Here is a 26,982-nt window from a genome sequence, read left to right on the forward strand (position 1 = left end):
GCCAGGACCACACGGCTTGACCGTCCGCGAGCTGCCAATCGTCCAGCGCATCAGCACCTGACAGGCCCGCGGCCACCGCTCCCCGCCTCTACGTATCGTGACGACGCGTACGCCCCTCTGCATGAGGACGGGATGCACGGATCAAACCATGATTTCGGAAAAATAGCAACAAGAAAGTTTTGGGGCGAGAACGTTGCTTGATGCGGCGGCGACGCCGGCCCCCAACCGAGGTCACTCGGCCCCCGCGGCGATTTTACCTGTCGTTAGGCACGATGAGATCGCGCCTGGTCATCCGGACGACCGGTAACACGGCGTGCAGCGTGCCCTGGCAGAGTTGGAGGGGCACCGCGTGCGCGTGATCGCGTGGCGGCATCGACCAACCCTACGCCACGACTGCGCCGATGGCGCCGAACACCCTGGCCTCGACAGGCTCCCATGACCGCGATCTCATCCGCAGCCCACCCCGAGATGCGCGACCGGCGCGCGCTGCTGATCGTGCTGGCCGCGCTCGTGCTCTACAATGGCGCCTATCTCGTCAGCTGGGCGCTGTCCTCGCCGCAGCCGGCGTTCGGTGACTTCTTCGGCCTGTGGTCGTTCGGCAAGTATGCCGCGCTGTCTGGCGCCGGCATCTACGATCCTGTCGCGCTCGCGCGCTACCAGCAGACGCTGGATCCCGCCCTCGGCGGCGGCGGATTTCCCTATCCTTACCCGCCGACCTTCCTGCTGGCGTTGATCCCACTGGGGATGCTGGCGCTGCCTGTCGCCTATGTCTCTTGGATCTCGGTGACGTTCGCGCTGCATGGCCTGGCGACGCTCGGCCGCGACTGGCGCTCGCTGTCGGGCCTTGCGCTGCTCGCCGCGCCGACGACGCTGATCAACGCGATCACCGGCCAGAACGGTTTTCTCTCGGCGGCCTTGCTGATCGGCGGACTGCGCCTGCTCGCGCGCCATCCCGTCATTGCCGGCGTCCTGCTCGGCCTGCTCGCCTACAAGCCGCAATTCGTGCTGTTGATGCCGGTCGTGCTGCTGGCGTCGCGCAACTGGCGCGCCATCCTGTCGGCCATCGCCACGACCGTGATCGTCGCGGTCGTTACCAGCGCTGCGCTCGATCCGTGGATCTGGCTCGAATGGATCGTGAAGTTTCCGAGCTATCAGGCGCAATTGCAGGCCAACCAGCCCAGCCTCGATCACATGATGCCGACGGTCATCGCGGGCCTGCACACGCTCGGCGCGCCGCCGCCGATCGGCTACCTGGTTCAGCTGCTGTTGTCCTGCTCCATCGTCGTGATGGTCTGGGATGCGTGGCGACGCGGCTCAACGCAGCAGGCGATCGCGCTGGTCGCGGTCGGCAGCATCATCGCCACGCCCTATGCGATGATCTATGACATGCCGATGGCGGCGGCGGGGATCGCGATCCACTGGAAGGCGCGGAGCGACGCCGGAGAGCCGATCGCGCCGCTGGAGATCGGCGTGGTGATCGCGCTGGGGGCCTGCCTGCTCGCCATGATCGGGCACTCCGTGCCGCTCGCGGCGGCCATTCTGCTGGTGCTGCTGGCATTGAGCATCGCCGGTGTGTTCGACCGCTCCGGCAGACGGCTGCCGGCGCTGAACGCCGCGCCGCCGCCGGCGGGCTGATTGCTCTCGGTGCAATCGATCGGATGACGATGCGTGATCGTCCGCGCTAAAGCAGGCGGCAGAGATCCCGATCATCGAGCCAGTCATGCCGCACACATCGTCCCTGCTCGCCTTCGCGCTCGTCTCGCTCGGCATGGTGCTGACGCCCGGGCCGAACATGATCTATCTGATCTCGCGCTCGATCACGCAGGGCCACGCCGCCGGCCTGATCTCGCTCGGCGGCGTCGCCACAGGCTTTCTGGCCTACATGCTGGCCGCGGCGTTCGGCATCACGGCGCTGCTGTTTGCCGTGCCGTTCGCCTATGACGCGCTGCGCCTCGCCGGCGCGGCCTACCTGCTTTATCTGGCCTGGCAGGCGGTGAAGCCGGGCGGACGCTCGCCATTCCAGGTGAGGAAGCTCGCCATCGACAGCCCGCGTCGGCTATTCCTGATGGGGCTCGCCACCAACCTGCTGAACCCGAAGATCGCGATGCTGTATCTGGCGCTGCTGCCGCAGTTCATCGATCCCGCTGTCGGCAGCGTGCTGACGCAGTCGGTGGTGCTGGGCGCGATCCAGATCGTGATCAGCGTCAGCGTCAACGCCATGATCGCCATGGCGGCGGGATCGATCGCGCTGTTCCTGGCGACACGGCCGAGCTGGGCGCTGGTACAGCGCTATCTGATGGGCACGGTGCTCGCGGGACTTGCGGTGCGGATGGCGCTGGAGGCGCGGCGCGGGTGATTTCCATCGGCTCCTCCGTCCTGTCCGCCGAAGCTCCCTTTAGCGACGGGGGATGTGGAGGAGGCCGGCTCACGCGCCGGCATGCGACGGGGCGGGCATGTTCGCGCTAGAGCGATACCGCCCGTGTGGCTCCCCCTCCCCGACCCTCCCCCGCAAGCGGGAGAGGGAGCGCACCGCCGGCGCGGAAGACAGCGTCGCCCCCCAGCGACAGAGCAGCGGCCATCAATCCAGCTTCGCCTCCATGCCGCGCTTCACGGCGGGGCGGGCCATCAGGGTATCGTACCAGCGCTTGACGTGGGGGAAGTCGGCCAGATCGACCTTGTGGCGCGGGTGGCGCCAGGCCCAGCCGAGAATGGCGAAGTCGGCGATCGAGAGCGCGCCTGCGACGAACTCGTGCTGCGCCAGCCGGCGGTCGAGCACGCCATAGAGCCGGACCGTCTCGGCCATGTAGCGCTTGAGGCCGTAGGCGCGGTCCTGTTCGTCGGTCAGCGCGATGAAATGGTGCACCTGGCCGGGCATCGGGCCGAAACCGCCCATCTGCCACATCAGCCATTCATAGACCGGGATCCGCTCGGCGACGGATCTCGGCAGGAACTGGCCGGTCTTCTCGGCCAGATAGAGCAGGATGGCGCCGGACTCGAACACGCTGACCGGCTTGCCATCCGGGCCGTCGGGATCGACGATCGCCGGGATCTTGTTGTTGGGGCTGATCGCCAGGAACTCCGGCGCCATCTGGGCGCCCTTGGTGATGTCGACCGGAATGACGCGGTAGGGCAGCGCCATCTCCTCCAGCGCGACCGAGATTTTGCGCCCGTTCGGGGTGTTCCAGGTGTACAGCTCGATCGTCATACGGGCATCCTTCCCAATCGTCCTTGCTTGGTCGCGGGCTCCCATTAGCTCGAAACTGCATCCGGCTTCAAACGTAGCGTTGTTGATGGGACATCGTGGCGGCTGGTCTCCGCCGCCCGCCCCCGATAGATTGCGCCACCCAAGAATCCACCCTCAGGGGAAACGCCGTGTCCAAATCCGCCTCCCGCGCCCGCCTCCTCGAGATCATCCGCAGGCGCTCGTTCGGCCGTGGCGAGATCACGCTGGCCTCCGGCCGCAAGAGCGATTTCTATTTCAACCTGAAGCCGACCATGATGGACCCGGAGGGCGCCACGTTGCTCGCCGAGCTCACCTATGAGGCGCTGAAGGACGAAGGCTTCGATTATATCGGCGGCCTGGAGATGGGCGCGGTGCCGCTGGCCGGCGCCATCGCCCAGATCTCCTGGATCAAGGGCCATCCGATCGCGGCCTTCTTCGTGCGCAAGAAGCCGAAGGAGCACGGCGCCAGGCTGGCGATCGAGGGCCTGGCCCGCGACGAGACCCTGGCGGGCAAACGCATCGTCGTGGTCGAGGACGTCACCACCACCGGCGGCTCGGCGATGAAGGCGGTGGAAGCCCTGCGCGAGGCCGGCGCCGAGGTGGCGCTGGTGTTCACCATGGTCGATCGCGAGGAAGGCGCCGCCGAGACCTTCGCCCAGGCCGGCCTGCCGTTCCAGGCGCTCTACAAGGCGCGCGAATTCCTCTGAGGCGCCTGGCGCGCGGCGCAATTCACTGCCCGCGCATACCGCTCATTTACCAACGCCCGTTAAGGTTACCGCAAAGCTGATGGCGCCGTGCCTTGGGCATGGCGCGTTCGATCGCACATGATCGGGCGACGTGGGTTGCCGCGTCACGGCGTGGCTTTGCGGTGAAGATCCTGGCGATGGAGCGGGCGTTGCGTAGCGTGTTGTCGTTTCGGCGGAGGTCCCGCCACGTCGCTGTCGCGGCGACGGTCGGCCTCGTCGCCGCCGGCGCGCTGGCGCCGCGGATGGCGTCGGCCCAGGGCCTGTTCGACTTCCTGTTCGGCGGCTTCAACAAGCCGCAATCGCAGCGGCCAGCGCAGGGCAGCTCCTTCGATCCGTTCGGCACCAACCCGCAGGCCGCCCCACAGCCGCGCGTGGCGTCCGGATCAGGCGCGGCGTTCTGCGTGCGCACCTGTGACGGCCGCTATTTTCCGCTGACGCGCGGCCTCGCCTCGCCGGCGCAGATGTGCCAGGCGTTCTGCCCGGCGAGCCCGACCAGGATCTATTACGGCTCCAACATCGACTACGCGACCGCCAGCAATGGCGAGCGCTATGCCGACAGCGAGACCGCGTTCGCCTATCGGCAGGCGCTGCGCGCCGACTGCACCTGCAACGGCCGCGATCCGGCCGGGCTGGCGCCGGTCGATCTGTCGCTCGACACCTCGCTGCGTCCCGGCGACGTGGTCGCCACCAGCGACGGCCTCGTCGCCTATTCGGGCACGCGCGGCAGCGGCGGCCAGCCGGCCGACTTCAAGCCGGTCGCCTCCTATCCCGGGCTGACCTCGGACACGCGGGCCAAGCTGAGCGAGATGAAGGTGGCGCCGGTGCGCGCCGAGATGCTGGCGGCCGATGCGCTCGCCGCCATGCCGCCGCCCGAGGCCAATGCCGGCAATGTCAGCGTCGCGCCGCCGATGGCAATCGCGCCGAAGCCGGCCACGGGCCGCGCCAAACGCGCGGACGTGGATTGAATTTTAGTCCTCGTCATTGCGAGCGCAGCGCAGCAATCCAGAGTCTCGCACTCCACCCTGGATGCTTCCGCCTTCGCCCTGCGGGCTTCGGCGGACACGTCGCTGCGCTCGCAATGACGGAACGCTGACCTAGCGTCCCACGATCACGCCGATGACGTTCGGCGCTTCCAGGTACTTTTCCTCGATCGCCGCCCGCGCGGCGGCGCGGTTGTCCGGCGTCAGCAGGCCGCGCTTCTCGGCGAGGATCATCCAGCAGAAGCCCCACCAGTCCGACAGCATGCCTTCGTCGTCGACCAGATCGTAGCCTTGCTCGGCGGCAAAGATGCGCGCCCGCGCCTCGTCGAGGCCATCGAGGAAGGTGTGGTCGGTGGCCGAGAACAGGTCGTCGGAAATGTCGTCGGTGGTGTAGCCCCAGACCGACATGCACACCGCGTTGAACGCGCGGTCGATCTGGTCGTCGTCGACGGCCCGCCGCCGCGCGGTCTTGTGCAGCCGCGTCAGACTGCGCGCGAAGTCGGCAATGCGGGTCAGGGCCAGAGGATCGAAGGCGATATTGGACATGGGTGTGCTCGCGGGATGCACTGATGCCGGGGGCTGGCGGATCGAATCGCTGTAGGGATAACGATCGCTTGCTAAATTGTTCTTAATTTGTTCTATTTGAAAAAGGAAGTCAATTGTCGTCGTCCCGGCCCCCGAGCCGGGACCCAGACCCACCGCAGCCGATTGTTTGGCACGCGCTATGAGCACTGAGGCCGCATGGACGGTCTACATTCTTGCCAGTGGCCACCACGGCACGCTGTACATCGGGGTGACCAACGATGTCAGGAAGCGCCTTGAAGACCACCGTGCCGGGCGAGGGTCCAAGTTCGTCAGCAGGTACAAGGTTTTTCGGCTTGTCTATGTCGAACGTTTCGCGCGCCCGCTAGAGGCGATTCGCCCGCGAGAAGCAGCTCAAGAATTGGCATCGCGACTGGAAGGTCGAGCTGATTGAGACGGACAACCCTGATTGGAGTGACTTGTCGGGCCTGATCGTAGGCCGGTGAGTCTGGATCCCGGCTTTCGCCGGGATGACGACGGTCGAGAGACCTCGATCCATCTCTCCCACGCACCCGCAGCAACAGCCTTCCGCGTTCCCTGCCCGGAACCCGGCCTGAACTTTGCATCATTTTCCATCACCTTGCTGTGCGGACCAGCCTTTCCCCGGGTTTCGGACCGCGCGCAACCATCGTATGCTTTTACCGGTTCCTCGTAGCATCACAGGTTTCCAAGGTGACAGATCAGCCGTCCCAGCGCAGCTTCGTAAGCACCGGCCAGCCCGTCGACGAATTGGCGGTCGCTGAGATCAAGAGCGACATCCTGGCCAAGCTTCGCCTCGCCATCGGCAAGGAGGCGAGCCAGGCGACGCAACAGGACTGGTATCACGCCGCGGCGCTGACCTTGCGCGACCGCATCGTGCATCGCTGGCTGACCGCGGACAAGGAGAGCTACGATGCCGGGCGCAAGCGGGTCTATTATCTCAGCCTCGAATTCCTGATCGGCCGTCTGTTCACCGACGCGCTCAACAACATGGGCCTGATGAAGGTGTTCGAGACCGCGCTCGGCGATCTCGGCGTCGGCCTGATGGACCTGCGCAAATGCGAGCCGGATGCCGCGCTCGGCAATGGCGGCCTGGGACGACTGGCGGCGTGCTTCATGGAGAGCATGTCGACGTTGCAGATCCCGGCGATCGGCTACGGCATCCGCTATGATTTCGGCCTGTTCCGCCAGGTCATCGTCGACGGCTGGCAGCACGAATATCCCGACGTCTGGCTGTCGTTCGGCAATCCCTGGGAGTTCCAACGCCCCGAGGTGGTCTATCACGTCCATTTCGGCGGCGGCGTCGAGCATGTCGACGACAAGGGCCGCGACCGCGCGATCTGGCATCCCGGCGAAACCGTGCAGGCGGTCGCCTATGACACGCCGATCGTCGGCTGGCGCGGCCAGCATGTGAATGCGCTCAGGCTGTGGTCGGCGCGCTCGCCCGACCCGCTGAAGCTCGACGTGTTCAACTCCGGCGACTATCTCGGCGCCTCCGCCGAAGAGGCGCGCGCCGAGGCGATCTGCAAGTTCCTGTATCCGAACGACGAGAGCCCGGCGGGCCGCGAGCTGCGGCTGCGCCAGGAATACTTTTTCGTCTCGGCCTCGCTGCAGGACCTCGTCAAGCGCCATCTCGGCTCCGACGGCCAGTTGCGCAGCCTGGCGCAGAAGGCCGCGGTGCAGCTCAACGACACGCATCCTTCGCTCGCGGTCGCCGAGCTGATGCGGATCCTGGTCGACCTGCACAATTTCCGCTGGGACGAGGCCTGGAAGATCACCATCGCGACCTTGTCCTACACCAACCACACGCTGCTGCCGGAGGCGCTCGAGACCTGGCCGGTCGAGCTGTTCGAGCGCCTCTTGCCGCGCCATCTCGAGATCATCTACCGCATCAATGCGCAGCATCTCGCGCTCGCCGAGCAGCGCGCACCGGGTGACATCGACTACCGCGCCTCGGTGTCCCTGATCGACGAGAAGAGCGGCCGCCGCGTGCGCATGGGCCAGCTCGCCTTCGTCGGCTCGCACCGCATCAACGGCGTCTCGGCGATGCATTCCGACCTGATGAAGGAGACCGTGTTCCACGATCTCAATCATCTCTATCCCGGCCGCATCACCAACAAGACCAACGGCATCACCTTCCGCCGCTGGCTGACCCTGGCCAATCCCAAGCTGACGAACCTGTTGTGCGAGGCCTGCGGCGACGCCGTCGTCGACGATCCGACCTTGCTCTCGAGCCTCGAGAGCTACGTGGCCGACGCCGGCTTCCACCAGAAGTTCCGCAGCGTGAAGCACCACAACAAGGTGCTGCTGGCGCGCCTGATCGGCGAGCGCATGAACGTGCGCCTCGATCCGGGCGCGCTGTTCGACGTGCAGATCAAGCGCATTCACGAATACAAGCGCCAGCTCCTGAACATCCTGGAAGCGGTCGCCCTGTACCAGGACATGAAAGATGATCCGCAGCGCGACTGGGTTCCGCGGGTGAAGATCTTCGCCGGCAAGGCGGCGGCGAGCTACCGCTACGCCAAGCTGATCATCAAGCTGATCAACGACGTCGCCGAGGTCGTCAACAACGATCCCGCGATCGGCGGCAAGCTGAAGGTCGTGTTCATGGCGGACTACAATGTCAGCCTGGCCGAAGCGATCATTCCCGCGGCGGATCTCTCCGAGCAGATCTCGACCGCCGGCATGGAGGCCTCCGGCACCGGCAACATGAAGCTGGCGCTGAACGGCGCGCTTACCATCGGCACGCTGGACGGCGCCAATATCGAGATCCGCGACAATGTCGGCGCCGACAACATCGCGATCTTCGGCATGGAGGCCGACGAGGTCATGCTCCGCCGCAAGCAGGGGCTGGACGCGACCGACGTGATCCACCGGTCACCGCGGCTGGCGCGCGCGATCGATGCGATCGCGACCGGCGCGTTCTCGCCGGACGAGCCCGGCCGGTTCGAGCCGATCGCACATGCGCTGCGCCATCTCGACCACTACATGGTCTCGGCCGATTTCGATTCCTACTACGAGGCCCAGCGCGGCATCGATGCACGCTGGCAGACCGTGCCGGCCTGGACCCGCGCCTCGATCCTCAACGTCGCGCGCATGGCGTGGTTCTCCTCCGACCGCACCATCCGCGAATATGCCGACGACATCTGGAACGTGCCGGTCGGCCCGGTGATGGCACCGGTGCACGCGCAGCGGGCGTGACGGGCCCTTCCCCTCGCCTTCAGCAATGACCCATGACGTCATTGCAGAGGCGTTCCATTGCGTTTCACCTGACGGCCATCATACGATGACCGTCGGGAGAAATGCATGACCGAACCGCCAGTTCACCTGTTCGACGAGGCCACCCGCGTCACCGCCGGCGACAGCCGCTGGCAGGGAAGGACCAGCCCGGACTACTGGGCTTTCGTCGGCCCGTTCGGCGGCGTCACGGCGGCGACCGTGCTGCGCGCCTTGATCCAGCATCCGCAAATCGCCGGCGATCCGCTGGCGATGACGGTCAACTACTGCGCGCCGATCGCGGAGGGACCGTTCGATCTCGACGTCCGGCTGGTGAAGGCCAACCGCTCCTCGCAGCATTGGTGCGTCGAGCTGAGCCAGGGCGATGCCGACGCGGCCACGCTGGCGACCGCTGTCTTCGCCGAGCGCCGGCCATCGTGGTCGCACCAGCCGGCCGTCAAGCCCGACGCGCCGCCGTTCGATCAGGTCAGGCGCTATCCTGATGCGGGAATGTCCTGGACCAAGCAGTACGACTTCCGCTTCGTGGAGGGACGGCCGGACTTCGGCAGTCGTTCAGACGAACCGCGCAGCGCCTATTCGCGGCTGTGGATCTCCGACCGCAAGCCGCGCAAGCTGGATTGCCTGTCGCTGCTGTCGATGTCGGACGCCTTCTTCGGCCGCGCGTTCCATGTCCGTGGCGAGTTGATTCCGTTCGGCACGGTGTCGCTGACCACCTACTTCCACGTCAGCCGCGAGGAACTGGCCGCCGAGGACATCACGCATGTGCTCGCGACCGCAGACGCCAAGGTGTTCAACAGGAGCTACCAGGACCAGCATGGCGAGCTCTGGTCGCCGTCCGGCCGGCTGCTCGCGACGACGACGCAGATCGCGTATTTCAAGGCGTGAGCCTGGACGCCGGCAAAATGAACGGTGTCGTCCCGGCCTTGAGCCGGGACCCATAACCACCGTCGGCAATTTGGCGAAGGCTGGAGCGGCCAGCATGCCGCATCACACCGCCCTGTGGTTATGGGTCCCGGCGTTCGCCGGGACGACAGCGGTGGATGGGGCTTGAGTTCGCCCCTCTCGTGCATCAGCAGAGGGAGCGGGAAAATAGTAAGAGCCAGCCGCAATGCGGCTGGCCCATTTGCGTTTGCAGCCCTACTCCGCAGCCAGCTTCAGATCCGGCGCCGCAGCGCGGACGTCGGCGTCAACCTGGGCTTCGAACTTGGCAAAATTCTTCTGGAACATGCCGACCAGCGCGCGCGCGGTCTTGTCGAACTCGGCCTTGTCCTTCCAGGTGTTGACCGGGTCGAGAATCTCGCTCGGCACGCCCGGCAGCGCGGTCGGCACCGCGAAGCCGAAATATTTGTCGGTGCGGAACTCGACGTTGCGCAAGGAGCCGTCGAGTGCCGCCGTCAGCAGCGCACGCGTCACCTTGATGGGCATGCGCGAGCCCGTGCCGTACTTGCCGCCGGTCCAGCCGGTGTTGACCAGCCAGCAGTCGACATTGTGCTCGGCGATCAGCTGCCGCAGCATGTTGCCGTAGACCGACGGATCGAGCGGCAGGAACGGCGAGCCGAAGCAGGTCGAGAACTCCGGCTGCGGCTCGTTGCCGAGGCCGCGCTCGGTGCCGGCGACCTTGGCGGTGTAGCCGGACAGGAAGTGGTACATCGCCTGCGCCGGCGACAGCTTTGCGATCGGCGGCAGCACGCCGAAGGCGTCGGCGGCGAGCATCACGACGTTCTTCGGATGCGGCGCACGGCCCGTGCGCGAAGCGTTCGGAATGAAGTCGAGCGGATAGGCGGAGCGGGTGTTCTCGGTCTTGGAGCCGTCGTCGAAATCGGGGACGCGGTTGTCCTCGTCGAGCACCACGTTCTCGAGCACGGCGCCGAAACGGGTCGACGCCGCGAAGATCTGCGGCTCGGCTTCCTTCGACAGCTTGATGCACTTGGCGTAGCAGCCGCCCTCGAAGTTGAACACGCCGGACGGGCCCCAGCCGTGCTCGTCGTCGCCGATCAGGGTGCGGTTCGGATCGGCCGACAGCGTGGTCTTGCCGGTGCCGGACAGGCCGAAGAAGATCGCGGTGTCGCCCTTCGGCCCGACATTGGCCGAGCAGTGCATCGGCATCACGCCGCGCGCGGGCAGATAGTAGTTGAGCGTCGTGAACACGCTCTTCTTCATCTCGCCGGCATAATAAGACCCGCCGATCAGGACGATCTTGCGGGCGAAATCGATCGCGACGACGTTCTGCGAGCGCACGCCGTGACGTTTCGGGTCGGCGCGGAAGCTCGGCATGTCGATGATCGTGAGCTCCGGCACGAAGGTGTCGAGCTCGATCTTTTCGGGGCGGATCAGAAGCGTGCGGATGAAAAGCGAGTGCCAGGCGAGCTCGGTGAAAACGCGCGTCTTGATGCGGAAGGTGGGGTCGGCGCCGCCATAGAGATCCTGCGCGAACAGGGTCTTGCCTTCGGCGTGCTTGATGAAATCCTGATGCAGCGCCTCGAACTGCTCGGGCGTGATCGCCTGGTTGCCCGCCCACCACATTTTTTCGGTGGAGGCGTCTCGCACCGTGAACTTGTCCTTCGGGCTGCGACCGGTGAACTCGCCAGTATCCGCGCAAAGCGCCCCGTCGGCCGACAGCACCGCCTCGCCCGCCGCCAGCGAATACTGATAGAGCTGGGGAGCGCCGAGATTCCAGTGCACCTGCTTGAGGTTCTTTAAGCCGAACTTGTCGGCACCGAAGGCGCCGTTGCGAATACCCGTCTCTTGCACGAAGATCCCTCCTGAGAGCCCGCGTCCGTCGCGCGCAGTCGCGCGCGTTGCGCGGTGACCGTTGCCGTTACATCGCCTTATCGAAGCGCGGTCGCCGACCTAATACTGATCAACGCTGGTCTTGCCAAGACGATCCGGCCCAATTGGTTATTGGCAATTCGTGATGCACGTAGCTCATCTTTTGCCGCGCCATGCACATTCCAGCAGCAGCCACCTGCGCTGCGCTCAGATGCTGCAACGCAACAGATATATCAGCGCGGTTGGGTTTCACAAGGAACGATGAACGACGCTCGAATCGACGGATTCGCGCAGGCAAACGAAGACCAAGCGACGACCGGGCATCCGGCAGCGGCTGTCGCAGCGCCTCGCGGAAACCGATCAAGGGAGGCCGCCCGAGCCGACGGAATGTGCCGGTGATCGGCCGTGTCGTCGCCACACCCGATCAGCCAGCTTCCCTTCACGATGGCCTCGCGCCTGCGGGATCACATCGTCCGATTCTCCCGGCCGCGACGTCAACGAGCTCACTCGCGCCCACGCCACGAAGTTTGCGCGACGCTCACCCTCTGCAGGACATGGAGCGCGCACATCGAGATTCACCACAAGCTGCCTTCATGCGTGAACTTCGCCGTCTTCCGTCACGGGAGATGAGCACAGTCATCAAAGTGGGCTCGAACTACACCTCACTTCGCGCGGGCCTCGTCAGCAAGCCGCACCAGCATCTTGCGCAACGCCCCGGGCGTGGTCACGCGCTCGGGAAACTCGAGCCGCAGCGTCCTGCCGTCGGCCATCAGATCCAATCCCTCCGGGTCACAGCCGCTACACCGCCACTCCGCTGCTTCGGCGCCGAGCAGCTTCGTCGCGTAGAGGGCGAGCGCCTCGCGGTGATCTTCGTTCATGTGATCGACGGCGCCCTGCTCTGCCAGAATCAGTTCGTCAGCAACGGATATATCCGTGAGAAACTGCTCCGGCTTGAGATCGACGATGCGGCCGAATCCGGCGACGAGATGCGCGCCTGACGGACGAATCACGAAGAACGAGAAGTCGGCGAATTCAGCATAGTCCGCAGCGGACGGATGCGCATTGAGATACCGACGGCGCAGCACCTCGCGATTGTCGTCGGCGGCCTGCTCGGCCTTGCCCGACAGCATGATGCGAGATCCCTCGAGCGGATCGCCCGGCGCGCGTTCATCGAGCATCAGCGACACGCGCGAATCGGCAAGTAGATTTCTGGTGTGCACAGCTAATCGCGAAATCAGGATGATCGGAGCACCATCGGACGCGGTGGCGACGTTGACGAGGGAGCAGTAGGGATCGCCAGAACCAACCATCAAGGTCGCAAGGGCGCCCTGCCGGCTTCGGCGCAGCAGGGAATGCGTGACGCGGTTAGGGTTAAAGCTCGCAGACATCGTCTTTCCCTCGTCCATCCAGTTGCAATGAAGGCCTTTTTTCGGCTAAACGGGCCACAAACCTGGGCACGGCACAAGACTTTGCCATGGTATTTGTGGAACTCGGTCACACTTCAGCCCAGCTTGCATTGCTCGTTGACCATGTTCGAAGCCCAAATACGCGGCCCTTATCTTGATTCTCGAAGTCTCGGCGTAACCAGACTCTGAAAGCAGGCTCATGCCCACAATCGCCTTGGTCGATGACGACCGCAACATTCTGACATCCGTCTCCATCGCGCTCGAGGCCGAGGGTTATCGGATCATGACCTATACCGATGGTGCGTCGGCGCTCGACGGTTTTCGGACCAGCCAGCCTGATCTCGCCATCCTCGACATCAAGATGCCGCGCATGGACGGCATGGAGACCCTGCGGCGGCTGCGCCAGAAGTCCGACCTGCCGGTGATCTTCCTCACCTCCAAGGACGAGGAGATCGACGAGCTGTTCGGCCTGAAGATGGGCGCGGACGACTTCATCCGCAAACCGTTCTCGCAGCGCCTGCTGGTGGAGCGCGTCAAGGCCGTGCTGCGCCGCTCGCAGCCCAAGGATCCGACGGCGCTGCCGAAGGAGAACGACGCCAAGGCGCTCGATCGCGGCCTGCTGCGCATGGATCCGGAGCGCCACACCTGCACCTGGAAGAACGAGCCGGTTACGCTGACCGTCACCGAGTTCCTGATCCTGCAGGCGCTGGCGCAGCGTCCGGGCGTGGTCAAGAGCCGCAATGCGCTGATGGACGCGGCCTATGACGACCAGGTCTATGTCGACGACCGCACCATCGACAGCCACATCAAGCGGCTGCGCAAGAAATTCAAGATGGTCGACGAGGAGTTCGAGATGATCGAGACCCTCTACGGCGTCGGCTATCGCTTCAAGGAAACCTGAAGCCAAGGCCTGAAGCAGGGACCTGAAGCATTGCCTTGCGCGACGTCATGCGAAATTGCGCGCTGACGTCGCGGTCTCGATTGGATAGGCTACGCCTCCTGCGCGTTTATCCGGGCGCAGATGCCGGAACGGGGCCATTGTTGCGGCGAATTCGGGTGCGGCAAGTCGAGTTCTCACGGGAATTCGCCGCACAACCCCTACGAAATTCGGAATCGGAGCACTCACATTGCTCGATCGCACGCAGCTTGACCCAGCAGTGAATGGCCACGACGCCGCGGCGACGATCGCGTCCGACGCGGCGGAGGAGACCCCGAGGGTCTCCGGCTGGCAGCGTCCGCTGAGCTGGCTGCGCCGCGCCGGACAGTTCCTGTTCGCGCTGTCGTTCTCGAGCCTCACCCGCCGCATCGTCTCGCTGAACATCGCCGGCTTGCTCGCACTGGTTGCAAGCATTCTGTATCTGTCGCAGTTCCGCGCCGGCCTGATCGACGCGCGCGCGCAGAGTCTGCTGGTGCAGGCCGAGATCATCGCCGGCGCCATCGCCGCCTCGGCAACCGTGCAGACCAACACCATCACCATCGACCCCGAGCGCCTGCTCGATCTCAAGCCGGGCGAGAGCTACGGCGCGCCGGACGAATATTCGCCGCTCGATTTCCCGATCAATCCGGAACGCGTCGCGCCGGTGCTGCGCACGCTGATCTCGCCGACCAAGACGCGCGCGCGCATCTACGATCCGAATGGCGGGCTGCTGCTCGACAGCCGCAATCTGGAGAACGTGCTGCGCTTCGACCTGCCGCCGCCGTCGAGCGAGAAGCCCGGCTTCGTCGAGCGCGCGCTGATCTCGGTGCGCACCTGGCTCAATCGCGGCGACCTGCCGCTGTACCGCGAATACGGCCCCGAGAACGGCAACGGCTACGAGGAAGTCGCCGACGCGCTGAAGGGCCAGAAGCGCAGCATGGTCAGGGTCAACTCGCGCGGCGAAGTGATCGTCTCGGTCGCGGTGTCGGTGCAGCGCTCGCGCACCATCCACGGCGCCCTGATGCTGTCGACGCAGGGCGACGACATCGACCAGATGGTCACCGCCGAGCGGCTTGCCATTCTGAAGGTCGGCGGCGTTGCCTCCGCGGTGATGATCGTGCTGTCGCTCTTGCTCGCCAGCACGATCGCAGGTCCGGTGCGCCGGCTCGCCGACAGCGCCGAGCGCGTCCGCCGCCGCATCAAGACCCGCGTCGAGATCCCCGACTTCACCCGCCGCCGCGACGAGATCGGCCATCTCTCCGGCGCGCTGCGCGACATGACGGACGCGCTCTACAACCGCATCGAGGCGATCGAGATGTTCGCCGCCGACGTCGCCCACGAGCTCAAGAACCCGCTGACCTCGCTGCGCTCGGCGGTCGAGACCCTGCCGCTGGCGCGCAACGACAACAGCCGCGCCCGCCTGCTGGCCGTGATCGAGCATGACGTGAAGCGGCTCGACCGGCTGATCTCCGACATTTCCGACGCCAGCCGGCTCGATGCCGAGCTGCAGCGCCAGGACATGACCCTGGTCGATCTGCGCCGCCTGCTGAACACGCTGACCTCGGTCGCCAACGAGACCAAGCTCGGCACCGACGTCACCGTCGAGGTCCGCTTCGAGGGCCGCGGCGCCAACGACACCTTCTCGGTGCCCGGTCATGATTCGCGGCTCGGCCAGGTGATCTCCAACCTTCTGTCGAATGCGCAATCGTTCTCCGCCGCCGGCGGCAAGGTGCGCATCACCTGCCGGCGCGTGCGCTCGGAGATCGAGATCACCGTCGATGATGACGGTCCCGGCATTCGCGAGGACGCCCTGCAGCGCATCTTCGAGCGGTTCTATACGGACCGGCCGCACCAGGGCTTCGGCCAGAATTCCGGCCTGGGCCTGTCGATCTCCAAGCAGATCATCGACGCCCATGGCGGGCGGATCTGGGCCGAGAACCGGCCCGGCCCTGTCGACGCCGACGGACATCCGACCTCGGCCGGGGCTCGCTTCATCGTCCGGCTGCCGGCGTCGTGACGAACGAAACGGCGAGCATCCATGCATCTGCCGTCCAGGTGGGGGAGCAGGCCGTCCTGATCCGGGGTCCCTCCGGTTCCGGCAAATCCCGACTCGCCTTCGATCTGATCCTCGCCGGACGCGCGGGACAGCTGCCGCCAACGGTTCTGGTGGGCGACGACCGTGTTCATCTCGCCACACGCCGCGGGGAAATGTGGGTGAGCCCCGCGCCCGCTCTGGCCGGGCTGATCGAGATCCGCGGCCTTGGAATCCGCGCCTGCGACCATGTGTCGGAGGCGAAACTTGGGCTTGTGGTTGACCTGATGGCCGAGGACGCTGCCCGCCTGCCGAACGCCGAATCGCTTCGGATTCACCTCAACGGTATCGAATTGCCACGGATACCCGTGGGGCCGGGTTTTTCACCCTTCCCGATGGTTGTAGCGGCACTTATTACCACCCAGACTTTCATGTTCCGGTAATCTTTCGGCCGATTGTGTGGAGCAAATTGGTAACCATATCAGCCCCACTATCGCGACCGATTAGACCGCCGCCAGCTCCCATTCTGTATGCCAGAATCCGGGAGACTCGCGAATATGCCCTCTTGCGCGAGGGCTCCGGATGGTCAAAGTGGCGCGTTCGTGCGGTGCACCCAAGGCGCCCGCGAGGAGTATCCGATGATTGGCCTGGTACTGGTGACCCATGGGCGCCTCGCCGACGAGTTCAGGGCGGCGCTGGAACACGTCATGGGTCCTCAAAAACAAATCGAAGCGGTCACGATTGGCGCCGACGATGATTCCGATCTCTGTCGCAGCGACATCATCGAAGCCGTGAACCGCGTCGACACCGGCGACGGTGTCGCCATTCTCACCGACATGTTCGGCGGCACGCCGTCGAACCTCGCCATCTCCTGCATGAGCCGGCCCAAGGTCGAGGTGCTCGCGGGCATCAACCTGCCCATGCTGGTGAAGCTCGCCAAGGTGCGCGAGGAACGCTCGCTGCCCGACGCCATCGCCATGGCGCAGGAGGCGGGCCGCAAATACGTCACCATCGCCAGCCGCGTGCTCGCCGGCAAATGAGCGACGAGGATGCTCCGCAGGACAACGTCGCCGGCCCGGCCGTCCCTGCCGGAGCCCTCTCGCGAGAGCTGCTGATCACCAACAAGCGCGGCCTGCATGCGCGGGCCTCGGCGAAATTCGTGCAGATGGTCGAGAAGTTCCAGGCCGAGGTCTGGGTGACGCGCGGCGGCGAGACTGTCGGCGGGCGCTCGATCATGGGCCTGATGATGCTGGCGGCGGCGCCGGGAACCAAGATCCTGGTCTCCGCCACCGGCCCCGAGGCCGACGCCGCGCTGCAGGCGATCACCGACCTGGTGAACGACAAGTTCCACGAAGAAGGCGTGTGACCACCTAGGATCGTCATTCCGGGGCGCGCGAAGCACGAACCCGGAATGACGTGCTCTGGGTTACCTGCCCGGTCCCTGAATATACACCTTCCAAACGATTGCAGGGCCCGCCTGGCCGTGGAAGAAGCGCTGGGTGGTCATCACCAGCGGCTCGGCCTTCGGGGCCTCCTTGGCCATCCAGGCCTCGCAGGCCGCGATCCGGTTGTCGGTGGTGTCGCAGATGCCGATGAACCCCTCGCGCTCGAGGTCTTCCAGCGTGCTCAGGCCGGAATTCCAGGTTTCCTCTGCCGTGTAGGGCACGGTGAACGGCCGCGGGTGGTCCGGGCTGTAGAAGGTCATCGGCGTGTTCATCTCGGAAAAGCCGGCCACCAGCGGCCACGGCGAGCCGAATCGGGCGTGCCAGGCTTTGGTCAGTTCCCGCGCCAGCTCCGAACGGGCGCCGTAGCCGGTGGCGCCGTTCGGATTGGCGGCCATCTCGCGCCGGGCAATCCAGGGCGAGGCGATCAGCGTGAGCAGCGACAGGACGAGCCAGACGGCGGCGAGCCGCGGCAGCATGACCGACCGCAGCCGCCGCGCAGGGATCGCGACCAGCGCCAGCGGCACCAGGAAGAACAGCGAGATGCCCCAATCGGTCTTCATGTAGATCGTGAAGGCGAGGCCGCCGAGCGGCGGCCCGACGGCAACGATCGCCTGCACCAGCCAGACATTGATCGCCTGGCTCACATTCACGCCGGGATTGGGACCGCCGCGCCAGTTGCGGAAGGCGAAGCGCGGCGGCCAGGCCATCACCAGCGCCGCCAGCGCCAACGGCAAAGCCAGCAGCGCCAGATTGTGGCCGACATAGCCGAGCACGAGCTCGGCGGCCCGGCCGCGGTCCGACAGCGTATAGACATCCCCGGCATAGGTGATGGCGACGAAATCGACCCGCCACAGCCACACCAGATGCGGGATCATTGCCACCAGCATGGCGACGATCGCGACCCACGGCGCGGGCGACGCCAGGAAGCGCAGCCGTTCCGGGTGCAGCAGCGCGGCAAGGCCGATGGCGCCGATCATGGTCAGCACCCAATATTTGGTCATCAGCGCGGCCGCGCCGGCGAGGCCGAGCCACAGGCCGGAGGCGGCGCTGCGCTTTTCGAACGCGTTGAGATAGGCCAGCACCAGCAGCGGCAGGGTCAGCAGCTGCACCAGGTCGGCGTTGTACTTGAAGCCCTTGAAATTGAAGATCGGGTACAGCGCGACCATCACCATGACGAAGAAGGCGCGGCGGCGGTCGACCACCTTGAGGCTGGCGAGCCAGACGATGACGAGGCCGCTGCCGTTCACGGCCATCGCCAGCGCATAGGTCGCCCAGTCCTTGACCGGAAACACCGAGAACCACAGCCCGGCGATCCAGCCCGACAGTGGCGGATGCTTGCCGTAACCGAACAGGAAGCGGCTGCCCCAGGCATAGGCCTCGGCAACGTCCATGTGGACGTCCTGCGCCGCCTTCAGATTGGTCAGGATCGCGGTCCACAGCACGGCATGGACGACCACGAAGGCGATGACCACCCAGGCCGACGTTGCAGGCGCCGTGGCGCGCGCCACCAGCCAGGCGGAGATTCGCCGCGGTCCGAGACGGCCGCGCATGCGCGCCGCGAGAGGCGGAAGAGAGGTACTCGACATCCGCCCTCGGTAGCCTGTTTTCGGGCCACGGGGAATCAGCTTGGCGTGAAGAAAGGCCCTGGAAATTCAGCAATATGGTTGCTGGTTGGGGGCTCGGGATGCTATCTGCGCGACCCATGACGACCGTCCCCATTCCCAACATCCGCAACTTCTCCATCGTCGCCCATATCGACCATGGAAAGTCCACGCTCGCCGACCGCCTGATCCAGATGACGGGCGGCCTGTCGGACCGCGAGATGGCGGGCAAGGAACAGGTGCTCGATTCGATGGATATCGAGCGCGAGCGCGGCATCACCATCAAGGCGCAGACCGTGCGCCTGCAGTACCGCGCCAAGGACGGCAAGGACTACATCTTCAACCTGATGGACACGCCCGGCCACGTCGACTTCGCCTACGAGGTGTCGCGGTCGCTCGCCGCCTGCGAAGGCTCGCTGCTGGTGGTCGACGCCAGCCAGGGCGTCGAGGCGCAGACGCTCGCCAATGTCTACCAGGCGCTCGACAACAACCACGAGATCGTTCCGGTCCTCAACAAGATCGACCTGCCGGCCGCCGAGCCCGAGAAGATCAAGCAGCAGATCGAGGACGTCATCGGCATCGACGCCTCCGACGCGGTGATGATCTCGGCCAAGACCGGCCTCGGGATTCCCGACGTGCTGGAGGCGATCGTCACCCGGCTGCCGCCGCCGAAGGGCGACCGCGATGCGACCCTGAAGGCGCTCTTGGTCGACAGCTGGTACGACGTCTATCTCGGCGTCGTCGTTCTCGTGCGCATCGTCGACGGCGTCATGAAGAAGGGCCAGCGCGTCCGGATGATGGGCACCGGGGCCGCCTATGACGTCGAGCGCGTCGGCTTCTTCACGCCAAAGATGCAGCAGGTCGATGAGCTTGGGCCCGGCGAGATTGGCTTCATCACCGCCGCGATCAAGGAGGTGGCCGACACCCGTGTCGGCGACACCATCACCGACGACCGCAAGCCGGTCTCAGAGATGCTGCCGGGCTTCAAGCCGGCCATCCCGGTCGTATTCTGCGGCCTGTTCCCGGTCGACGCCGACGATTTCGAGACGCTTCGCGCAGCGATGGGCAAGCTCCGGCTCAACGACGCCAGCTTCTCGTTCGAGATGGAGACATCCGCCGCGCTCGGCTTCGGCTTCCGCTGCGGCTTCCTTGGCCTGTTGCACCTCGAGATCATCCAGGAGCGTCTGTCGCGCGAGTTCGATCTCAACCTGATCGCCACGGCGCCGAGCGTCATCTACAAGATGAAGCTGACGGACGGCGAGGAGATCGAGATCCACAACCCCGTGGACATGCCCGACGTGGTCAAGATCGCCGAGATCCAGGAGCCCTGGATCGAGGCCACGATCCTGACACCGGACGAATATCTCGGCAGCGTGCTGAAGCTGTGCCAGGACCGCCGCGGCAATCAGAAGGAGCTCACCTACGTGGGCGCCCGTGCGATGGTCAAATACGACCTGCCGCTGAACGAGGTCGTGTTCGATTTCTACGACCGGCTGAAATCGGTCTCCAAGGGCTACGCCTCGTTCGACTATCATTTGACCGACTACAAGCCGGCCGACCTCGTCAAGATGCAGATCCTCGTCAACAACGAGCCGGTCGATGCGCTGTCGATGCTGGTGCACAGGACCCGCGCCGAAGGGCGCGGCCGCGCCATGGTCGAGAAGATGAAGGACCTGATCCCGCCGCACATGTTCCAGATCCCGATCCAGGCGGCGATCGGCGGCAAGGTGATCGCGCGCGAGACCGTGCGCGCGCTGCGCAAGGACGTCACCGCGAAGTGCTACGGCGGCGACATCACGCGCAAAAGGAAGCTTCTGGAGAAGCAGAAGGAAGGCAAGAAGAAGATGCGGCAGTTCGGCAAGGTCGACATCCCGCAGGAAGCCTTCATCGCCGCGCTCAAGGTCGACAGCTGAGGGCGGATCGCCGCCCGCTCGATCGACCGCAGGGCTATCGCCCATAGACCGGCTGGGCAGTCGCGACGAGCCATCCTGCCAATTAGTTACTCCGTCATGGCCGGGCTTGCCCTGGGCATCCACGTGGTTGTCAGCGTGCCGAACGACGGGGATGGCCGGGACAAGCCCGGCCATGACGACGTCGTGACGGAAGAGCACGACACCCCGATCGTCCAATGCGATCGACGGGGAAGCGGAACGTGGGACGCCCTCGGCTGAATCGGTGTTCCCGTACAACTACGGTATCTGTTCCTTAATGGTATTCTGGGACCCTTGCTGCAAAGCAAGGAATGCCCCAATGTCCCGCCTCCGATCGATCTCCGCCCGCCTGATCATCGCGCTCTCACTCACCGTCGCCATCGCCTGTGCCGTGCTCGGCACCTTCTCCGTCATCCAACAGCGCGCCCTGACCCGACTGGCGCTGGAGCAGCAGTTGAAGCTGCAGTTCGACAGCGTGTCGGCCGGCATCGACTATGAAGGCCGCGCCGCGCTGGCGGTGAGCTCCACCCTGGCGGCGCTGCCGCCGATCGCCGATGCCTATCTCAAGGGCGACCGCGACGCGCTCGGCGCCCTGCTCGGCGGCGCCATGACGTCGCTGAAGGCGCAAGGCATTCCGCTGGTGAACGTATGGGCGCCGCCGGCCACCAATTTCTATCGCGTGCATGAGCCGAAGGTGTTCGGCGACGACACCTCGAAGCGCCGCATCACGGTGGTGCAGGCCAACCAGACCGGCCGCCTGATCGCCGGCGTCGAGCAGAGCCGGCTGTCGCTCGGCATCTTCGGCATGACCCCGATCGTGCGCGACGGCAAGGTGATCGCGACCGTCGACGTCGGCGCCGCCTTCGGCAAGGAATTCGTCGAGCGCGCCAAGCAGCGCTTCGGCATCGATCTCGCCGTCTACTGGATCAACGACGGCCAGCCGAAGCGGCTGTCCTCGACGTTCGGCGACGAGACCGTCGCCACCCCGGACGAGGTGCTCGCAGTGTTCAAGGGCACGGCGCTGCTGCGCGATGCCACCCTGGCCGGCAAGCCCGCCGCGGTCTATGCCGGCCAGATCAGGAACTACGCCGGCGACCCGATCGCCGTGCTCGAGCTGATCAAGGACACCACGGCTTACGAGGCCGCCGCCGCCAGCGCGCAGCAGCAGCTGATCATCGGCACGGTCGTGATCCTGCTGCTCGCCGTCATCGTTGCGCTGTTCGTCGCCCGCGGCATCTCGCGTCCGCTGGTCGCGATCACTGCCGTCATGCACCGGCTGTCGAGCGGCGACACCGAGGTCGCAATCCCCGGCGGCCAGCGCAAGGATGAGCTCGGCACGATGGCGCAGGCGGTCGACGTGTTCCGCCGCAACATGATCGAGACGGCCAGCCTGCGCGAGTCGCAGGAGGCGACGCAACACCGCGCCGAGCAGGAGAAGCAGGCGCTACAGCGACAGATGGCCGACCGGTTCGAGGCCGACGTCAAGGGCGTGGTGTCCTCGGTCGCCAAGGCGACGGCGGACATGGAGCGCGTCGTCCACGAGATCACGGTCAGCGTCAACGGCACCTCGCAGCGCACGGCGGCCGCGGCGGCGGCGTCCGAGGAAGCTTCCAGCGGCGTATCGACCGTCGCCGCGGCCTCGGAGGAGCTCGCCTCCTCGGTGACCGAGATCGGCCGCCAAGTCGCGCATTCCAGCAAGGTCGCCGACGGCGCCGTGATCAAGGCGCGGCAGACCACCGAGATGGTCGAGAGCCTCGCGGCCGCCGCCGAGCGGATCGGCGACGTGCTGCGCCTGATCGACGCGATCGCGAGCCAGACCAACCTGCTCGCGCTCAACGCCACCATCGAGGCGGCGCGCGCCGGCGAGGCGGGCCGCGGCTTTGCGGTCGTCGCCGCCGAGGTCAAGGAGCTGGCGGGTCAGACCGCCAAGGCGACGGAAGAGATCGCCGGCCAGGTCACCTCGATCCAGGCCGCGACGTCCGACTGCGTCAGCGCCATCGGCGGCATCAGCGGCACGATCCAGGAGATCAGCGGCATTGCCGCGACCATCGCCGCCGCCGTCGAGCAGCAGAGCTCGGCGACGCGCGAGATCGCGCGCAGCGTCCAGCAGGCGGCGTCCGGCACCAACGAGGTGTCGCAGAACGTCGTCGGCGCCAGCGATGCGGCCGAGCAGTCGCGCCAGCTCGCCGATCACGTCATGGTCGCGACGCGCGACCTCGGCAAGCGTGCGAACGACCTGTTCAAGAGCGTCGATACGTTCCTGGCGGGCCTGCGCAAGGCGGCGTAGCGCGCGACTTGCCCCGTCACGCGGCGGCCCACTTCTGCCAGCTCCGCACTCGGTGTCGTCCCCGCGTTCGCGGGGGACGACACCGAGGATGCAGTTACAGCTGCGCCAAACATTCCCCTGTCATCTCGGCACTTCAATCGCCGGCCGTGAGCGCAAAGCCCTCGTCGAGCCAGCCGGTGATGCCGCCGATCATCATCTTCACGGGCCGTCCCTGCCGCGCAAGCCGGATCGCGGCGCGGTTGGCGCCGTTGCAGTGCGGGCCGGCGCAGTAGACCACGAACAGCCTGTGGTTCGCGTACTCGGCCATCCGCTCCGCGGTCATGGTCCGGTGCGGGATGTTGATGGCGCCGGCGATATGCCCCCTGGCAAACGAGGCCGGGCCCCTGACATCCACCAGGATGAAGTCCGGAGCTGCTGCATGCAGACTCTCGTGCACATCCCAGCAATCGGTCTCGAAGGAGAGCATCGCCTCGAAATGGGCGAGCGCCTGGGCTGACGGGGCTGCGGGCACCTCGGTGACATGGGTCGTCATCGTCTCTCTCCTGCGACGTTGCGTGAGCTCCAATCTCGCGCGCTACGCCGGGCGACCCAAGTGACGGATCGGACAAAGTCCGGTAGGTTTCCGCCAATGCAGTCAGCCGCAGCCAGCAGCCCTCCGCACGATCCCGGCCTCGTCGCGGTCATCGCCTATGACGGGCTGTGCACGTTCGAGTTCGGCATCGCGGTCGAAGTCTTCGGGCTGCCACGGCCAGAGTTCGATTTCCCGTGGTACCGGTTCAAGGTGGTTTCGGCCGAGGGACGAAGGTCACGCGCCATCGGCGGCATCGTGGTGGAGGCCGGCGCGCCGCTTGCGCGGCTGAAGGATGCCAGCACGATCATCGTGCCGGGGTGGCGCGATCGCAATGAGCGGCCGCCGGAGCGCCTGCTGCGCGCCATCGCGCAGGCGGCGGCGCGGGGGGCGCGGTGCCTGTCGATCTGCTCGGGCGTGTTCGTTCTGGCGGCGGCAGGGCTGCTCGACGGCAGGCGCGCCACCACGCATTGGCGGCACATCCCCGACCTGAAGCGACTCTATCCGAATATTCGCATCGAGGAGGACACGCTCTACGTCGACGAGGGCAATGTCGTCACCTCGGCCGGCAGTGCGGCGGGCATCGACGCCTGCCTGCATCTGGTCCGGCGCGACTTCGGCAGCAAGGTTGCGAACAGCGTTGCCCGGCGGCTGGTGATGCCGCCGCACCGGGACGGCGGGCAGGCGCAGTACGTCGTCGCACCGGTCCAGATCCGCCCGGGACGGACGATCGGCGACGTCATGGATTGGGCACGCGCGCGACTGGCGCAGCCGATCGCGATCAGTGCGATGGCCAAGCGCGCCGGGATGAGCGAGCGATCCTTGCTACGATCTTTCAAGGACAGCGCGGGCGCCGGCCCCGCGGCCTGGCTGCAGCAGGAGCGCATGGCGCGGGCGCGGGAGCTGCTGGAGAACGCGACGCTTTCCCTGGCGGACGTCGCGGCGCAGTGCGGCTACCGGTCGCTCGAAACCTTTCGCGTCGCTTTCCGGCGCATCGTCGGAACATCACCCGCGGCTTATCGGCGGCGCTTCGAGGCGCGTCCAACAGCGGCCAGCGTCGCTCGCTCAAGCCACCAGCGCGTTGCCGGGTGAGGCGCCGTCCATGGCGTCCCGCTGCGCCTGCAACAGCCGGACGATGTCGACATTGGGCCGGGGCCGGCTGAACAGATAGCCCTGCCCTTCATGGCAGCCCTCGGCGCGCAGACAGCGGAGCTCCGCCTCCGTCTCGACACCCTCGGCCGTGATCGTCACGCCGAGCCCCTTGCCGAGGCTGACGATCGAGCGGACGATCGCCTGCGCCTCGCGATTGGCGGCGAGACCGCGGATGAAGGACTGATCGACCTTGATCTTGTCGAACGGAAAGCTGCGCAGATAGCTCAGGCTGGAATAGCCGGTGCCGAAATCGTCCATCGAAATGCGGACGCCCAGCGCGCGCAACGCATGCAGGGTGGCCAGCACCTGGCCGCTCTTCTCCAGCACCAGCGTCTCGGTGATCTCGAGCTCGAGCCGGCTCGCCGGCAGGCCCGACTGCTTGAGCACGTCCATCACCAGCGACAGCACATTGCCGACGCGGAACTGCAGCGGCGACATGTTCACGGCGACACGGACGTCGTCCGGCCATTTCGCCGCGTCGTTGCAGGCCTGGCGCAACATCGCGCGGCCAAGCGCCGAGATCAGGCCGGTCTCCTCGGCGACCGGGATGAACTCCGACGGCGGGATCATGCCGCGCTCGGGATGCGGCCAGCGCGCCAGCGCCTCGAAGCCGGTGATGCGTCCGGTCGAGAGGTCGATCAGCGGCTGATAATGCGGCTGTAGCACGTCGCGCTGGATGGCCTCGCGCAGTTCGGATTCGATCTTGCGCCGGCTCTGCGCCCGCGCATCCATGCCGGACTCGAAATAGCTGAAGGTGCCGCGCGTCTCGTTCTTCGCGCGCGACAGCGCCATGTCGGCATTCTTGAGCAGCTTCTCGGCGTCGTCGCCGTCGTTCGGCGCCATGGCGATGCCGATCGTGGCGCCGATCGTCACCGAGCTGCCGTCGATGAGATAGGGATCGGCGATCGCCTCCAGCAGCCGGCGGCAGAGCTGGGCCGCATCCTCCGGCCGCGCCTGCCCTCCCTGCACCACCGCGAACTCGTCGGAGTTCAGTCGCGCGACGATGTCCTCCTGACGCAGGACCGAGCGCAGCCGCTTGCCGACCCCGCGCAACAGCCGGTCGCCGACCGCGTGGCCGAGGGTATCGTTGATCGACTTGAAATTATCGAGGCCGAGCACCAGCACGGCGATCTTCTCGGAGCCGCGCCGCATCTGGGCAAGCTTGTCATCGATCTTCTGGCGCAGCAGGTTGCGGCTCGGCAGGCCGGTCAGTGCGTCGTGCTGGGCCAGGAAGGCGAGCCGCGCCTCGGCGCGCTTGCGCTCGGTGATGTCCATCAGCGCCAGCAGCACCGCGGGCTGGGCGTTGTGGACGAGATGGCGCGAATAGATCGCGAGATCGATCAGGGCGCCATCGGCGCGGACATGCTTCCAGGTGCGCGCCGCCTGCTCCTCGCTGGACTGCTCGCCTGCCCAGGGCGGCTCGCTGTCATAGGCCTGCAGGCTGCGGATGCTGAGCCGCTCGAAGGCGTCCCGGCTATAGCCGTAATGCTGGGCCGCCGCTTCGTTGACGCCGAGCACGCGCCCATCATCCGTCGCGCAGACGATCATCGGCACCGGATTGCCGTCGAACAGCAGGCGGAACGACTCCTCGCGCTGCTTCAATTCGGTAATGTCGACGCGCAGGCCAACGATGCCGCCATCGCTGGTCAGACGCTCCTCGATCAGGATGGTGCGGCCGTCCGACAGCTTCTGCTCGTGGCGGCCGCTCGGATGAAACAGCTTTTCGAGCCGTTCGGCGATCCACTCCTCCTCGCGGCCGGCGGCTTCCGGATAGTCGCCGCGGGCAACGCCGATCCGGATCGTGTCCTGCAGCCGGGCGCCGGATTCGAACAGGTCCGAGCTGCGGTTGTAGATTTCGGCGTATTTCTTGTTCCAGAGGATGTAACGGCCGTCGGCGTCGAGGAACACGATCCCCTCGGGAAGAAGGTCGATCGCTTCGATCAGCCGATCATGCGCCTTCTTCGCCTCCGTCATCGCCATTTCGGCGCACTTGCTCCCATCGCCAGGGCCAAGCTTGCGCAGGTTGTGCCGCCGCAATTTCGGGCTTGGCTTGACCGGGTGAACTGCATCGCGGGCGCTTGGCACGCGATTGCGCTTTTTTGCCGTGGGTGGCCGAACGGGCCGCATC

At 66.1% G+C, this 26,982-nt stretch carries 22 protein-coding genes and 1 pseudogene; 16 read left to right on the forward strand and 7 right to left on the reverse strand.

Features of this window, described 5'->3' with window-relative positions; translation table 11 throughout:
* Nucleotides 1-435: 435 nt before the first annotated feature.
* Both QX010_RS28760 and QX010_RS28765 read left to right on the forward strand, forming a co-directional pair.
* Nucleotides 436-1,635 (forward strand): glycosyltransferase family 87 protein, encoded by a 1,200-nt coding sequence (locus QX010_RS28760; RefSeq protein ID WP_316183113.1) that lies wholly within the window; start codon nucleotides 436-438, stop codon nucleotides 1,633-1,635.
* A gap of 85 nt (nucleotides 1,636-1,720) precedes the next feature.
* Nucleotides 1,721-2,356 carry a LysE family translocator gene (locus QX010_RS28765; protein WP_315800494.1) on the forward strand — a complete coding sequence of 212 codons (636 nt, stop codon included), beginning with the start codon at nucleotides 1,721-1,723 and terminating at the stop codon, nucleotides 2,354-2,356.
* Nucleotides 2,357-2,578: 222 nt separating this feature from the next.
* Here QX010_RS28765 and QX010_RS28770 read toward each other — a convergent pair whose 3' ends face one another.
* Nucleotides 2,579-3,205, reverse strand: a complete 627-nt coding sequence (locus tag QX010_RS28770; protein ID WP_316183114.1) for a glutathione S-transferase family protein — start codon at nucleotides 3,203-3,205, stop codon at nucleotides 2,579-2,581.
* Nucleotides 3,206-3,372: 167 nt separating this feature from the next.
* Here QX010_RS28770 and pyrE point away from each other — a divergent pair, with 167 nt between their 5' ends.
* Together pyrE and QX010_RS28780 are read left to right on the forward strand one after the other, a co-directional pair.
* Nucleotides 3,373-3,930 (forward strand): orotate phosphoribosyltransferase, encoded by a 558-nt coding sequence (gene pyrE / locus QX010_RS28775; protein WP_316183115.1) that lies wholly within the window; start codon nucleotides 3,373-3,375, stop codon nucleotides 3,928-3,930.
* A 188-nt stretch (nucleotides 3,931-4,118) separates the two neighbouring features.
* On the forward strand, nucleotides 4,119-4,934 hold the full coding sequence (locus QX010_RS28780) for a DUF2865 domain-containing protein (protein WP_315800900.1): 816 nt from the start codon (nucleotides 4,119-4,121) through the stop codon (nucleotides 4,932-4,934).
* A gap of 129 nt (nucleotides 4,935-5,063) precedes the next feature.
* Here the strand turns inward: QX010_RS28780 and QX010_RS28785 are convergent, their stop codons facing one another.
* A complete protein-coding gene (locus tag QX010_RS28785; protein ID WP_315800497.1) occupies nucleotides 5,064-5,495 on the reverse strand; it encodes a hypothetical protein in 432 nt (143 codons plus the stop codon).
* Between the two features lie 178 nt (nucleotides 5,496-5,673).
* Here QX010_RS28785 and QX010_RS28790 point away from each other — a divergent pair.
* From QX010_RS28790 to QX010_RS28800, 3 genes and pseudogenes are all read left to right on the forward strand, one after another.
* A pseudogene (locus QX010_RS28790) lies at nucleotides 5,674-5,977 on the forward strand (GIY-YIG nuclease family protein).
* Nucleotides 5,978-6,203: 226 nt separating this feature from the next.
* Nucleotides 6,204-8,711, forward strand: a complete 2,508-nt coding sequence (locus tag QX010_RS28795; RefSeq protein WP_315800499.1) for a glycogen/starch/alpha-glucan phosphorylase — start codon at nucleotides 6,204-6,206, stop codon at nucleotides 8,709-8,711.
* A gap of 105 nt (nucleotides 8,712-8,816) precedes the next feature.
* Nucleotides 8,817-9,632 (forward strand): thioesterase family protein, encoded by an 816-nt coding sequence (locus QX010_RS28800; protein WP_316183116.1) that lies wholly within the window; start codon nucleotides 8,817-8,819, stop codon nucleotides 9,630-9,632.
* A gap of 252 nt (nucleotides 9,633-9,884) precedes the next feature.
* On the opposite strand, the gene QX010_RS28805 is transcribed toward QX010_RS28800, so the two are convergent.
* Together QX010_RS28805 and QX010_RS28810 are read right to left on the reverse strand one after the other, a co-directional pair.
* Nucleotides 9,885-11,498: a phosphoenolpyruvate carboxykinase gene (locus tag QX010_RS28805; protein ID WP_315800501.1), complete on the reverse strand. Its 1,614-nt coding sequence runs from the start codon at nucleotides 11,496-11,498 to the stop codon at nucleotides 9,885-9,887.
* A 680-nt stretch (nucleotides 11,499-12,178) separates the two neighbouring features.
* On the reverse strand, nucleotides 12,179-12,904 hold the full coding sequence (locus QX010_RS28810) for a HugZ family protein (RefSeq protein ID WP_316183117.1): 726 nt from the start codon (nucleotides 12,902-12,904) through the stop codon (nucleotides 12,179-12,181).
* A gap of 217 nt (nucleotides 12,905-13,121) precedes the next feature.
* Between QX010_RS28810 and QX010_RS28815 the strand changes: the two genes are divergently transcribed.
* The 5 genes from QX010_RS28815 to QX010_RS28835 all read left to right on the forward strand — a co-directional run bounded on the left by QX010_RS28815 (nucleotide 13,122) and on the right by QX010_RS28835 (nucleotide 17,236).
* Nucleotides 13,122-13,823 carry a response regulator transcription factor gene (locus QX010_RS28815; RefSeq protein ID WP_006611449.1) on the forward strand — a complete coding sequence of 234 codons (702 nt, stop codon included), beginning with the start codon at nucleotides 13,122-13,124 and terminating at the stop codon, nucleotides 13,821-13,823.
* Between the two features lie 226 nt (nucleotides 13,824-14,049).
* Nucleotides 14,050-15,855, forward strand: coding sequence for a sensor histidine kinase (locus tag QX010_RS28820; protein WP_315800503.1), 1,806 nt, complete (start codon nucleotides 14,050-14,052; stop codon nucleotides 15,853-15,855).
* The gene (locus QX010_RS28825; RefSeq protein ID WP_316183118.1) at nucleotides 15,852-16,313 is read left to right on the forward strand and encodes an HPr kinase/phosphatase C-terminal domain-containing protein; all 462 of its coding nucleotides are present in this window, start codon (nucleotides 15,852-15,854) and stop codon (nucleotides 16,311-16,313) included. Before QX010_RS28820 ends, QX010_RS28825 begins: the two co-directional genes overlap by 4 nt.
* A gap of 195 nt (nucleotides 16,314-16,508) precedes the next feature.
* Nucleotides 16,509-16,910, forward strand: coding sequence for a PTS sugar transporter subunit IIA (locus QX010_RS28830; protein ID WP_006611446.1), 402 nt, complete (start codon nucleotides 16,509-16,511; stop codon nucleotides 16,908-16,910).
* A complete protein-coding gene (locus QX010_RS28835; RefSeq protein ID WP_315800505.1) occupies nucleotides 16,907-17,236 on the forward strand; it encodes an HPr family phosphocarrier protein in 330 nt (109 codons plus the stop codon). The genes QX010_RS28830 and QX010_RS28835 overlap by 4 nt, the downstream gene beginning before the upstream one ends.
* Nucleotides 17,237-17,296: 60 nt before the next feature.
* Here QX010_RS28835 and QX010_RS28840 read toward each other — a convergent pair whose 3' ends face one another.
* Nucleotides 17,297-18,901, reverse strand: a complete 1,605-nt coding sequence (locus QX010_RS28840) for a glycosyltransferase family 39 protein (protein WP_316183119.1) — start codon at nucleotides 18,899-18,901, stop codon at nucleotides 17,297-17,299.
* A 116-nt stretch (nucleotides 18,902-19,017) separates the two neighbouring features.
* Between QX010_RS28840 and lepA the strand changes: the two genes are divergently transcribed.
* The 3 genes from lepA to QX010_RS28855 all read left to right on the forward strand — a co-directional run bounded on the left by lepA (nucleotide 19,018) and on the right by QX010_RS28855 (nucleotide 23,134).
* Entirely contained in the window at nucleotides 19,018-20,829 is a 1,812-nt protein-coding gene (gene lepA, locus QX010_RS28845; RefSeq protein ID WP_316183120.1) for a translation elongation factor 4, read from the forward strand.
* A gap of 96 nt (nucleotides 20,830-20,925) precedes the next feature.
* The gene (locus QX010_RS28850) at nucleotides 20,926-21,087 is read left to right on the forward strand and encodes a hypothetical protein (protein WP_316183121.1); all 162 of its coding nucleotides are present in this window, start codon (nucleotides 20,926-20,928) and stop codon (nucleotides 21,085-21,087) included.
* A gap of 79 nt (nucleotides 21,088-21,166) precedes the next feature.
* On the forward strand, nucleotides 21,167-23,134 hold the full coding sequence (locus tag QX010_RS28855) for a methyl-accepting chemotaxis protein (protein ID WP_316183122.1): 1,968 nt from the start codon (nucleotides 21,167-21,169) through the stop codon (nucleotides 23,132-23,134).
* Nucleotides 23,135-23,267: 133 nt separating this feature from the next.
* Here the strand turns inward: QX010_RS28855 and QX010_RS28860 are convergent, their stop codons facing one another.
* On the reverse strand, nucleotides 23,268-23,666 hold the full coding sequence (locus QX010_RS28860; protein WP_316183123.1) for a rhodanese-like domain-containing protein: 399 nt from the start codon (nucleotides 23,664-23,666) through the stop codon (nucleotides 23,268-23,270).
* A gap of 96 nt (nucleotides 23,667-23,762) precedes the next feature.
* Between QX010_RS28860 and ftrA the strand changes: the two genes are divergently transcribed.
* A complete protein-coding gene (gene ftrA, locus QX010_RS28865; protein WP_316183124.1) occupies nucleotides 23,763-24,794 on the forward strand; it encodes a transcriptional regulator FtrA in 1,032 nt (343 codons plus the stop codon).
* On the opposite strand, the gene QX010_RS28870 is transcribed toward ftrA, so the two are convergent.
* On the reverse strand, nucleotides 24,768-26,981 hold the full coding sequence (locus tag QX010_RS28870) for a putative bifunctional diguanylate cyclase/phosphodiesterase (protein ID WP_316183125.1): 2,214 nt from the start codon (nucleotides 26,979-26,981) through the stop codon (nucleotides 24,768-24,770). The genes ftrA and QX010_RS28870 overlap by 27 nt on opposite strands.
* Nucleotide 26,982 lies beyond the last annotated feature (1 nt).

This window comes from Bradyrhizobium sp. SZCCHNRI1009 (assembly GCF_032487575.1).
Classification (GTDB): domain Bacteria; phylum Pseudomonadota; class Alphaproteobacteria; order Rhizobiales; family Xanthobacteraceae; genus Bradyrhizobium.

What these genes read in the sequence shown, in the direction of transcription:
- QX010_RS28870 (WP_316183125.1), bottom strand. Translation starts at nt 26,981, where the DNA reads ATGCGGCCCGTTCGGCCACCCACGGCAAAAAAGCGCAATCGCGTGCCA.
- QX010_RS28850 (WP_316183121.1), top strand. Translation starts at nt 20,926, where the DNA reads ATGGCCGGGCTTGCCCTGGGCATCCACGTGGTTGTCAGCGTGCCGAAC.
- QX010_RS28785 (WP_315800497.1), bottom strand. Translation starts at nt 5,495, where the DNA reads ATGTCCAATATCGCCTTCGATCCTCTGGCCCTGACCCGCATTGCCGAC.
- QX010_RS28765 (WP_315800494.1), top strand. Translation starts at nt 1,721, where the DNA reads ATGCCGCACACATCGTCCCTGCTCGCCTTCGCGCTCGTCTCGCTCGGC.
- lepA (WP_316183120.1), top strand. Translation starts at nt 19,018, where the DNA reads ATGACGACCGTCCCCATTCCCAACATCCGCAACTTCTCCATCGTCGCC.
- QX010_RS28830 (WP_006611446.1), top strand. Translation starts at nt 16,509, where the DNA reads ATGATTGGCCTGGTACTGGTGACCCATGGGCGCCTCGCCGACGAGTTC.
- ftrA (WP_316183124.1), top strand. Translation starts at nt 23,763, where the DNA reads ATGCAGTCAGCCGCAGCCAGCAGCCCTCCGCACGATCCCGGCCTCGTC.
- QX010_RS28810 (WP_316183117.1), bottom strand. Translation starts at nt 12,904, where the DNA reads ATGTCTGCGAGCTTTAACCCTAACCGCGTCACGCATTCCCTGCTGCGC.
- QX010_RS28760 (WP_316183113.1), top strand. Translation starts at nt 436, where the DNA reads ATGACCGCGATCTCATCCGCAGCCCACCCCGAGATGCGCGACCGGCGC.
- QX010_RS28855 (WP_316183122.1), top strand. Translation starts at nt 21,167, where the DNA reads ATGTCCCGCCTCCGATCGATCTCCGCCCGCCTGATCATCGCGCTCTCA.
- QX010_RS28840 (WP_316183119.1), bottom strand. Translation starts at nt 18,901, where the DNA reads ATGTCGAGTACCTCTCTTCCGCCTCTCGCGGCGCGCATGCGCGGCCGT.
- QX010_RS28860 (WP_316183123.1), bottom strand. Translation starts at nt 23,666, where the DNA reads ATGACGACCCATGTCACCGAGGTGCCCGCAGCCCCGTCAGCCCAGGCG.
- QX010_RS28835 (WP_315800505.1), top strand. Translation starts at nt 16,907, where the DNA reads ATGAGCGACGAGGATGCTCCGCAGGACAACGTCGCCGGCCCGGCCGTC.
- QX010_RS28770 (WP_316183114.1), bottom strand. Translation starts at nt 3,205, where the DNA reads ATGACGATCGAGCTGTACACCTGGAACACCCCGAACGGGCGCAAAATC.
- QX010_RS28815 (WP_006611449.1), top strand. Translation starts at nt 13,122, where the DNA reads ATGCCCACAATCGCCTTGGTCGATGACGACCGCAACATTCTGACATCC.
- QX010_RS28800 (WP_316183116.1), top strand. Translation starts at nt 8,817, where the DNA reads ATGACCGAACCGCCAGTTCACCTGTTCGACGAGGCCACCCGCGTCACC.